Source organism: Halomonas sp. BM-2019 (genome assembly GCF_017584085.1).
On sequence record NZ_CP071922.1, the window covers coordinates 4011196 to 4017528 of the forward strand.

7 protein-coding genes and 1 pseudogene are annotated in these 6333 nt (G+C 71.9%); 4 read left to right on the plus strand and 4 right to left on the minus strand.

Features of this window, described 5'->3' with window-relative positions:
• Positions 1-289, minus strand: a 289-nt coding sequence (locus J5F18_RS19840) for a zinc ribbon domain-containing protein YjdM (protein ID WP_346300226.1), incomplete at its 3' end; no start/stop codon positions are given.
• A 143-nt stretch (positions 290-432) separates the two neighbouring features.
• On the opposite strand from J5F18_RS19840, the gene J5F18_RS19845 reads away from it, so the two are divergent.
• A complete protein-coding gene (locus J5F18_RS19845; RefSeq protein ID WP_346300227.1) occupies positions 433-1350 on the plus strand; it encodes a complex I NDUFA9 subunit family protein in 918 nt (305 codons plus the stop codon).
• Here J5F18_RS19845 and J5F18_RS19850 read toward each other — a convergent pair.
• On the minus strand, positions 1343-1834 hold the full coding sequence (locus J5F18_RS19850; RefSeq protein WP_346300228.1) for an Hsp20/alpha crystallin family protein: 492 nt from the start codon (positions 1832-1834) through the stop codon (positions 1343-1345). The two genes, J5F18_RS19845 and J5F18_RS19850, sit on opposite strands and share 8 nt — an antisense overlap.
• A gap of 263 nt (positions 1835-2097) precedes the next feature.
• Here J5F18_RS19850 and J5F18_RS19855 point away from each other — a divergent pair, with 263 nt between their 5' ends.
• Complete coding sequence (locus J5F18_RS19855) at positions 2098-3162, plus strand: SO_0444 family Cu/Zn efflux transporter (protein WP_346300229.1); 1065 nt, start codon at positions 2098-2100, stop codon at positions 3160-3162.
• A 113-nt stretch (positions 3163-3275) separates the two neighbouring features.
• Here J5F18_RS19855 and J5F18_RS19860 read toward each other — a convergent pair whose 3' ends face one another.
• Both J5F18_RS19860 and J5F18_RS19865 read right to left on the minus strand, forming a co-directional pair.
• Positions 3276-4280, minus strand: coding sequence for a hypothetical protein (locus J5F18_RS19860; protein ID WP_346300230.1), 1005 nt, complete (start codon positions 4278-4280; stop codon positions 3276-3278).
• Positions 4281-4309: 29 nt separating this feature from the next.
• Positions 4310-4843: a hypothetical protein gene (locus tag J5F18_RS19865; protein ID WP_346300231.1), complete on the minus strand. Its 534-nt coding sequence runs from the start codon at positions 4841-4843 to the stop codon at positions 4310-4312.
• Between the two features lie 141 nt (positions 4844-4984).
• On the opposite strand from J5F18_RS19865, the gene J5F18_RS19870 reads away from it, so the two are divergent.
• Positions 4985-5575 (plus strand): NAD(P)H-dependent oxidoreductase, encoded by a 591-nt coding sequence (locus J5F18_RS19870; protein ID WP_346300232.1) that lies wholly within the window; start codon positions 4985-4987, stop codon positions 5573-5575.
• A 160-nt stretch (positions 5576-5735) separates the two neighbouring features.
• A pseudogene (locus tag J5F18_RS19875) lies at positions 5736-6333 on the plus strand (peptidase M42); the annotation flags it as partial.

A 6333-nucleotide genomic window follows, 5' to 3' on the forward strand; every position in this document is an offset into this window, starting at 1 on the left:
CCCGGCAGTCGATATCGTGGTCGCCCTCCACCAGGCGAATGTTCTTGACCTTGGTCCCCACCTTCACCACCAGCGACGAGCCCTTCACCTTGAGGTCCTTGATCACGGTGACGCTGTCGCCGTCGGCCAGGGGGTTGCCGTTGGCATCGCGAACCCGGGGCGCCGGGTCGGACGTGTCGGCGCTCGCCTCGCGAGACCACTCGTGGCCACACTCCGGGCAGACGTGCTGCAGGCCATCGTCGTAGGTGAAGGCGGAAGCGCAAGCGGGACAGGGGGGCAGATCGCTCATGGCGGACTCCGGGTGACGGTTGCGAGGAAGCCGACAAGCCTACACCGCGGCGTCAGCGGGCTCCAGCCGGGCCGCGCGGCACATGACGGCCAGCGGCGCGGCTGGCAGGATAGAGCCTATCCCCGTTGACCAAGGAGCCACCCATGCCCGAGGGCCCGACCACGGTAGTCGGCGGCACCGGCTTTCTTGGCCGCACCATCGTTCGCGAGCTGGTGGAGGCCGGCCGCGCGGTGCGCCTGGTGGCCCGCCATGCCACCCTGCCGGGCTGGGCCGAGCCGGGCGACGCCATCGAGGTCGTACCCGCCGACCTGCGCGACGAGGCCGCCCTGGCGGCGGCCCTGGCGGGCAGCGGCGCGGTGATCAACGCGGTGAGCCTCTATGTGGAACAGCACCGGGCCGGCCTCACCTTCGAGGCGATCCATGTCGCGGGGGCAGGGCGCCTGGCGCGGATCGCCCGGGGGGCCGGCGTGGCGCGGCTCGTCCACGTCTCGGGCATCGGGGCGAGCGACGCCTCGCCCTCGGCCTATGTGCGCGCCCGCGCCGCCGGCGAGCGCGCCGTGATCGACGCCCTGCCCAAGGCGGTCATCCTGCGACCCAGCGTACTGTTCGGCCCCGGGGATGCCTTTCTCGGCGCCCTGGTGCGCCTGGCGCGGCTGCCGGTCATCCCCCTGTTCGGCCGCGGCGAGACGCGGCTGCAGCCGGTGCATGTCCAGGACGTGGCCCGGGCCGCGGCGGGCCTGAGCGATACGCGCCCCCTCGCGCGACGGCTCTTCGAGCTGGGTGGCCCCGAGGTGCTGCAGTACCGCCAGGTGGTGGAGCAGGTGCTGGCCCACCTGGACTGCCGTCGCCCGCTGCTGCCGGTGCCCTTCGCCGTCTGGCGCCTCGCCGCGGCGCTGCTCGCGCCGCTGCCCTCGCCGCCGCTGACCCGCGACCAGGTGATCCTGATGCAGGGCGACAATCGGGTCGGCGAGGGGGTCGGCACCTTCGATGACCTCGGCATCGTGCCGCGCACCCTCCACGACAGCCTGCCGAGCTGCCTGGCCGCCCGGGGGGCTACTTGACCTCCACCTTGCGCCGGCTGGCCTGATTCTGCCTGGGCAGGACCAGCTCGAGGATACCGTTCTTGAACCTGGCCTCGGCCTTGTCGGCATCGATCTCGCTGGGCAGGGCCACGGTGCGTGAGAAGGAGCCGGTCGTGATCTCGGAGCGGACGTAGTCGCCCTTTTCCTCCTTGTGCTCCTCGCGATGCTCGCCCTTGAGGGTGACGCTGCGGTCGGTGACCGTGACCTCCAGCTCCTCGCGCTCGAAGCCCGGGACCTCGGCCCGCACCACCACCTCGCCGTCGCGCTCGATGACATCGACCCTGGGGACGCCCTTCTCGAGGCCGGACAAGCGCTCCCACAGAGGGTGATCGCGGTAGCGCATGGGCACCCCGCCCCGATCGAAGAACCCCTCGAGGAAGCGTTCGAACTCCTGGAAGGGGCTGACACCCCGCGGCTCCGGTGTCTCACCGGCGGTGGGGGGTTCCTTGGACTTCTTGCTCATGACGGGCCTCCGGACAGGATGCTGTGACGGGTCGGAATGACGGTTCTCGCACTCGGCGGCGGCGGTTCGGAGAGCCGCCGGGTGGCGCTCCGCGCGGATACAGAGGATGCCACACTCTGCATGTTAGTCCGGGCAGGCGCGCCTGCCATGATCCAGCGCAAGCGCCTTCCGATGTGCCGAGACCGCCCCCGCGGCCGGGTGGCACGCCAGGGCCCCGGCCGCCCATGCTAGGATGGGGCTACGCCTTCCCCGGAGGGACGCCCATGACACTGCCGCTGGCGATACTCGACCTTGCCCTCTCCGCCGCCCCCTGGCTGCTGCTGGGGCTCGGCCTGGCCGGATTGATCAAGGCGCTGCTTGACGAGACCCGGCTCAAGCGCTGGATGGGCGGGCGCGGGCTGGGCAGCGTGGCCCGCGCCGCGGTCATCGGCGCCCCGCTGCCGCTGTGCTCCTGCGGCGCCATTCCCACCGCCCTGGCGCTGCACCGCAGCGGTGCCGACCGCGGCCCCACCACCGCCTTCCTGATCGGCACGCCGGGCATCGGCGTCGACTCCCTGGCCATCACCTACGCCCTGCTGGGCCCCTTCATGGCCCTGGCCCGCGCGGTGAGCGCCGTGCTCACTGCCATTGCCACCGGCCTGCTGGTGGGGCGTACCCGGGGTGCCGACGCCCCTCCCCCCGCCTCGGCGTGCGACACGGGAGGCTGCCACAGCGGCTGTGGCGACAAGGGCTCGTCCGGCCTGGCGCCTGCCCCCCTGAGTCACCGGCTGGGTGCCGGGCTGCGCTATGCCTTCACCGATATCCTCGATGACATCAGTCGCTGGCTGCTGGTGGGCCTGGTGGTGGCCGGCGCCCTGATTGCCCTGGTGCCGCCTCAGCAGCTTGCCGGGCTGGGCAGCGGCCCCGCCGCCATGCTGGTGATGGCGGTGATCGGTATTCCCATGTACCTGTGCGCCACCGCCGCCACGCCGATCGCCGCCGGCCTGCTGCTGGCCGGGGTCTCGCCGGGCACGGTGCTGGTGTTCCTGGTCGCCGCGCCGGTGACCAGCCTGGCGACCCTGGGGGTGTTTCGCCGCGAGATGGGCGATCGCGCGCTGGTGGCCTACCTGGCGGGCATCCTGGTCAGCGTCCTGGCGCTGGGCCTGGGCGTGGATGCCCTGGCCGACTGGTGGCAGCTGGAGATTTCGCGCCAGGTCGAGCAGGTGCAGGAGCTGCTGCCGGGATGGCTGGAGGCGCTGGCGCTGATCGTGCTGCTGGGGCTGGCGGTGAAACCGCTACGGCGCGGACTGGCCGCACGCCTCGCCCGGCCGAGCGCCCGCAAGGCCTGAGCGCGGCACGCCCCCGGCAAGGCGCTGACCCACGCACCGGACATTGCGGCGCCTTCGTCGGCGAAGCGGCGCCCCTGGAGGGCGACAGGCGCTCGCGTTGAGGCGGGGCGCCGCTATCCCCCCTCACCCTGGCGCTGCCGGGCCAGCTCGCGGCGCTTCATCTCCAGGTAGGCGCCACGCTCGATCTCGCGCAGCTGCTCCGGGTAGCGCTCGGTCAGGTCGAACCAGCGCGACAGGCTCGCCTCCAGCCGCTCCGCCTCGGGCAGCGCCCGGGCCTCCAGGTGGGCCACCAGGGCCAGGTAGAAGCGCATGACGTTGCGCTCGATCATGCCGCGCATGCCCCCTACCAGGCCCGCCGAGTCCTCGTCCGGCGCCTCGCTGAATCCCACCCGGTCGCGCCCGCCGAAGGCGAAATAGCCTCGCAGGGCGAGGCGCGCCGTCATGCCGTACACCAGGGAGTAGCGCAGCTGCACCAGGCTCTGCCCATCGAGGTCGGGCACGGCGCGCAGCTGCAGGCGGAAGGCCCGGGTGCCATAGGGGCCGCGATCCCCCTCCAGCACCATCTCCAGGTAGGTGGGCCCCGCGGCGATCATTCGCCAGCGCAGGTCGAGCCGTTCGGCATCGGCCAGGGGCTCGTAGTGCCGGCGGCCCACATAGAGCGTCAGCGCCGCCTCGTCGCCCGCGGGGTCCTGGAAGCAGCCCTTGACGTTGAGGTGCAGGAAGAACACCTGGCACCAGGCCGCCGGAGAGCCGAGCGCCTCGGCCAGTTCGCCGAAGGGGTGGTCGAGGCGCGCATGCACGCTGCCGCTCACCGAGTGGGGGCGCTCCTCGGAGGCCACCGCCAGGGGCTCCTGGAAGGCCGAGGCGGCGATCACCTCGCGCCAGCTGTCCCGCAGCCAGTCATCCTGGGCCAGGGCCGTGGCCGACAGGACGCCCAGCAGGCAGGCCCAGATCAGCCTCACCATGATCCCCGGCCCTGCGCGGCGGCCTCGGTGCCGACCCTGTCTTGCCGCGGTGCGGACTCTGCCTCGCGGCCGGTGGCCCTGGCCGGAGGAGATGCCGCCGGCCGCCTCGCTCCGGCGCGCCTCCTGCCGGGCGGCCTGCGGATGGGGGGTCATGGGGGTCTCCTCGTCGTTCGTCCGGCGACTTACTGCCAGCGCCAGCCGTGACGCTGCCACCAGGCCTCGGCCGCGGCGCGATTCTCGGCGTTGCTCTCCTCGGACAGCACGCGGCCGAGCTCGACGTAGTCGCCTCCCGTGCGCGCCATCAGGCGCGGGTCCTGGGAGGCGAGCATCAACGCATAGAGCGCCAGCATCAGTTCGTACTCGTCCGCGGTGTCAAGACGTGAGACCAGCAGGGGAATGGCCGGTTCGCCGATCTGCCCCAGCCGCTCCGCCGCGATGTACCAGGGCCGAGGGTGCTCCGCCCCGCCGTAGGTGTCGACGAAGCGGCGATCCGCCAGGCGGCTGATGAAGTAGTGGACCTCGTCCTCCACCCCGGTGAACAGCGGCGGCAGCCAGTGGCGGTCCGGCACCGGGACGCGGGGCGAGGCCTCCGCCGGCGGGGCGGGATCGACCTCCCCGGCGGGCGCCGTGGCGGGCGCGGGGGAACGCACGGCGCAGCCCCCCAGCAGGGAGACGACCAGCACGACGCAGGGCAACGGCAGCATCCAGGGTGACATCCTCGACTCTCCGGTTGACGGGCCCTGCGTTCAGCATAGCCAGGCCGGGATACCCGAGGCCGCCGGCCGCCCGCTCGACGCGGGCACGAACCCTCGGCGGCTTGACGCTGTCGATTAGCTGAACTGGCAAAGGAGAGCATCATGACGGATCGCCTTCCCCACCCGCGCATCCTGGTCTTCGCCGGCAGTACGCGAGCCGGCTCCCTGAACAAGCGGCTGGCGCGCCTGGCCGCCGAACGCATCGAGGCCGTCGGCGGTCGCCCCCGCTTCATCGACCTTCGGGACCATCCCATGCCGCTCTATGACGGCGACCTGGAGGCCGAACAGGGACTGCCCGAGAATGCCCTGGTGCTGCGCCGCGGGCTGGCCGAACACGATGGCCTGCTGATCGCATCCCCGGAATACAACGGCTTCATCACGCCGCTGCTCAAGAACACCCTCGACTGGCTGACCCGTCCCCACCGTGGCGAGAGCGGCCTCCGACTCTTCGACGGCAAGGTGGCCGCCCTGGTCGCCGCCTCCCCCGGTCGCCTGGGCGGAATGCGCAGCCTGGCCCTGGCCCGTCAGCTGCTGAACAATATCGGCGTGACGGTGCTGCCCGACCAGCTCGCCGTGCCCAAGGCCACGGAGGCCTTCGACGCGGCAGGCCGGCTAGCGGACGAGGCCCAGCAGGCAAGGCTCGACGCCCTCTGTCGGCGGCTGGTCGAGACCACCCGCCGTCTCGGGGCCTGAGGCACGGCGTGCGCCCCTCGCTTCTTCGCTACCCTTGATATCTTGATAGCCCCCCTACCACGGAGAGCGCCTCATGAGCGATACCCCCACGCCCTGGACGAGCCCCATGCCCGAGTCGCAGTTCGAGCTGATGCGACGGATCCTCGCCGCCCCCAGCCCGGTGGGCCTCGAGGCCGCCATGACCTATGGCGTCCTCAAGCCCCACTTCGAGCGCTTCGCGCCGCCCGCCTGGCAGCTGCACCAGTTCAAGGGCCACGCCGGCATCGTGCTGGACACCCACCCGGGCCGCGACGACCTGTTCAAGGTGATGGTCATCGGCCACGCCGACAAGATCCGCCTGCAGGTGCGCGCCATCGGCGAGGACGGCAAGATCTGGATCAACACCGACTCCTTCCTGCCCACCACCCTGCTCGGCCACGAGGTGAAGCTGTTCAGCGAGGACCCCGAGGCCCCGGGAACCTATCGGGTGATCGAGGGCGGCACCGTGGAGGCGCTGGGCGCCATCCACTTCGCCGAGCCCGCCCTGCGCGACGGCACCAAGGGCGTGAAGAAGGAGCAGATCTATCTGGAGCTGCAGATCCACGGCGAGAACAAGAAGCAGCAGGTGGAGGCGCTGGGCGTGCGCCCCGGGGACGCCATCCTGCTCGACCGTCCCATCCGCCACGGTTTCAGCCCGGACACCTTCTACGGCGCCTACCTGGACAACGGCCTGGGGTGTTTCGTCACCGCCGAGGTGGCCCGGCTGATCGCCGAGGCCG

Excerpts from the sequence above, each read along its gene's own strand:
- J5F18_RS19845 (WP_346300227.1), top strand. The coding sequence starts at position 433 with ATGCCCGAGGGCCCGACCACGGTAGTCGGCGGCACCGGCTTTCTTGGC.
- J5F18_RS19850 (WP_346300228.1), bottom strand. The coding sequence starts at position 1,834 with ATGAGCAAGAAGTCCAAGGAACCCCCCACCGCCGGTGAGACACCGGAG.
- J5F18_RS19855 (WP_346300229.1), top strand. The coding sequence starts at position 2,098 with ATGACACTGCCGCTGGCGATACTCGACCTTGCCCTCTCCGCCGCCCCC.
- J5F18_RS19860 (WP_346300230.1), bottom strand. The coding sequence starts at position 4,280 with ATGACCCCCCATCCGCAGGCCGCCCGGCAGGAGGCGCGCCGGAGCGAG.
- J5F18_RS19865 (WP_346300231.1), bottom strand. The coding sequence starts at position 4,843 with ATGTCACCCTGGATGCTGCCGTTGCCCTGCGTCGTGCTGGTCGTCTCC.
- J5F18_RS19870 (WP_346300232.1), top strand. The coding sequence starts at position 4,985 with ATGACGGATCGCCTTCCCCACCCGCGCATCCTGGTCTTCGCCGGCAGT.